The sequence below is a fragment of the uncultured Stenotrophomonas sp. genome (assembly GCF_963519925.1).
Classification (GTDB): Bacteria; Pseudomonadota; Gammaproteobacteria; order Xanthomonadales; family Xanthomonadaceae; genus Stenotrophomonas; species Stenotrophomonas maltophilia_AE.
The window spans coordinates 1-2,635 of sequence record NZ_CAUQPH010000246.1; the positions used below are offsets into that span (position 1 = coordinate 1).

The following is a 2,635-nucleotide window of genomic DNA, read 5'->3' on the forward strand; positions in this document are numbered from 1 at the left end:
ACCGTGGCCCCGGCTGCAGACGCGCCCGTGGCCCGCCGCGCCGTGGCCAGCGCCGATCGCCCGCGTGCGCGCCGCCACACCGTGCGCAATGGCGAATCGGCCTGGACCATCGCCAAGCGCTACGGCATGCCGTTGAAGGCGCTGCTGTCGTTGAACAACATGACCGGCAGCAGCGTGCTGAAGCCCGGCGCCGTACTGCGGGTGGAAGATTGACGTACTGCCGGGCCCTGCCCGGCACCGCGTACAAACAAAAGGGCCCGGCATTGCCGGGCCCTTTTTCGTACAGCCGCCGGGCAGGGCCCGGCGCCGTGCGATCGGTTACAGGTTCGCTTCTTCCACCTGCACCCGGTACGACTTGCGCAGCGACTGCACGAAGTCCTTGGCGGCGGCCATGCCGTCGACCTGGTCCAGCTGCTGGCGGAACTGCTTCTGCTGCTCAGCCGGCACCTCGGCCAGGTTCGGCGGGTTCACCTTGTTGACCGCGAACACGACGTAGCGGCCCTGCACGGCGACCTTGCCATGGCTCGGCTTGCCTTCGGCCGGCGCCGGGGCGGCAAACACCGCACGGTTGATTTCCGGGGTCGGCACCGGCTGGGTGCGCGGCAGGCCCGGCAGCGGGGTGAGCTGCAGCTTCTCTTCAGCAGCCAGCGCCTGCAGGGTCTGCCCGGCCTTGAGCTTGGCCAGCAGCGCATCGGCGGCCTTTTCCGAGGCCTGGCGGCTGCGGTCGGCGCGGATCGCGGCGATCACCTGCTCGCGCGCCTTGTCCAGCGGCAGGGCCTGCTCCGGGCTGTGGTCGGCAACGCGGATCAGCACGCTGTGGTCCGGGGCCAGGGAGATCGGGTCGCTCACGGTGCCATCCTGGACCAGTACGTCGGAGAACGCGGCGCGCTGCACGGCCGGATTGGCGGCGATGCCGCTGGCCGTGGCGCGGCTGAACGGACCAAGGGTCTGCATCGGCAGCTTCAGTGCGTCGGCAGCGCTCTTGAGCGAGGTCGGGTTCTTGTAGACCTCATCGACCAGGCGGCCGCTCAGTTCCGAGAACGCACCTTCGGTGTCGGCCTTGAGCTGTTCGGCGGCGAGCTGGTCGCGCACCTCTTCGAACGGACGCTCCTGGCCACCCTTGACCTCGCGCAGCTGCAGCACGTGGTAACCGAACTCGGTCTTGACCGGTGCACTGACGTCGCCGGCCTTCATCGCGAACAGCGCGTCTTCGAACGGCTTGACCATCGAACCGCGCTCGACCCAGCCAAGGTCGCCACCGTTGCCCTTCGAACCGGTGTCGTCCGAATTGGCCTTGGCCAGGGCGGCGAAGTCGGCACCCGCGGCCTTGGCCTGCGTGGCAAGCGCTGCCGCCTTCTGTTCGGCGGCCTTCAGCTTGGCCGGATCGCTGCCGTCGGCGGCAATCAGGATGTGCGCGGCCAGGCGTGCTTCGGGCGTGGCGAAGCGTGCCTTCTCGTCGGCATAGCGCTTGCGCAGCGCAGCCTCGTCGGCCGGGGTGGCCGGCGGCAGGGTGGCCGCGTTGAGCTCCACGTACTCCAGCGTGACCGTTTCCGGCTGGCGGAAATCCTTGCCGTGGCTGTCGTACCACTGCTTGATCTGCGCGTCGGTGACCTCGGCGGTGTCGGCCGGCAGTTCCGGCAGCGCGGCGATCTCCACGTCGCGGGTTTCGCCGAGCAGGTTCATCATGCGCGTGGCTTCGGCACTGGTGACGAAGCCGGAGTTCTGCAGCGCGGTCGGGATGACCGACTGCTGCAGGCTGTCGCGCACCAGCGTCTCGAACTGTGCCGGGGTGCGCGGCGGCGTGCCGGTGCTCAGCGCCAGGCGGTACTGGTCCTGGTTGAACTTGCCGTCGGCGCCGACGAAGGCCGGAATGGACGCGATGGTCTCGCGCACCAGGCCGTCGCCGATGACGATGCCGGACTGCTCGCCGGCCAGGCGCACGACCTGTTCGTCGATCATCTGGTCGAGCACGGCGCGCTTGTTTTCGGTGCTTTCGAACTGGCGGGGATCGAAGTCCTCACCCTGCTGCTGGCGGGCCTGCTGGCGCGCCTGTTCGAAGCGGGTACGGAAATCCTGGGCGCTGATCTCGTGGTGCTGCCACAGGAACGACATCGGCCACCACGACGGCGCCGAGCGCCACCAGGTCGGCGGTGCCGCCACCTTGGCCACGTTCTGCGCACCGACACCGCCCAGGTAGCTGGAGTCGATCACGAACAGGAACGGAATCATCAGCAGCCCCAGGATCACGGTAACGATCCAGCCCGAGGTCTTGTCGCGAAGTTTCTGCAGCATGGGAAAAATCAAGGCCCGATTGGCGAATCCGGCAGTGTACCCCGCTTCGCTCCGCTCCCCAACAGGGGCGGGCGACAGGCCAAAAGAAAAGCCCCTGGTTCGCACCAGGGGCCTTCAATGATTGGCGGAGCGGACGGGACTCGAACCCGCGACCTCCGGCGTGACAGGCCAGCATTCTAACCAGCTGAACTACCGCTCCGCGCTTGAAACGTTGCAGGCGATCATTATATCCGAAGATATTCAGAAAACCCACCTCGAAGTACTGCTTTTCGAGGACTTTTTTAAAACTGGCGGAGCGGACGGGACTCGAACCCGCGACCTCCGGCGTGACAGGCCAGCATTC

2 protein-coding genes and 1 tRNA gene are annotated in these 2,635 nt (G+C 67.4%); 1 reads left to right on the plus strand and 2 read right to left on the minus strand.

Going from position 1 to position 2,635, the window contains the following annotated elements:
* Positions 1 to 213 (plus strand): LysM domain-containing protein (locus tag RWO33_RS20085; protein ID WP_314107218.1); only part of this gene is annotated, 213 nt, incomplete at its 5' end.
* A 105-nt stretch (positions 214 to 318) separates the two neighbouring features.
* Here RWO33_RS20085 and RWO33_RS20090 read toward each other — a convergent pair.
* Positions 319 to 2,292 carry a peptidyl-prolyl cis-trans isomerase gene (locus RWO33_RS20090; protein ID WP_314107220.1) on the minus strand — a complete coding sequence of 658 codons (1,974 nt, stop codon included), beginning with the start codon at positions 2,290 to 2,292 and terminating at the stop codon, positions 319 to 321.
* Between the two features lie 122 nt (positions 2,293 to 2,414).
* Positions 2,415 to 2,491 (minus strand) — tRNA-Asp (locus RWO33_RS20095).
* Between the last annotated feature and the right edge of the window lie 144 nt (positions 2,492 to 2,635).

What these genes read in the sequence shown, in the direction of transcription:
- RWO33_RS20090 (WP_314107220.1), bottom strand. Translation starts at nt 2,292, where the DNA reads ATGCTGCAGAAACTTCGCGACAAGACCTCGGGCTGGATCGTTACCGTG.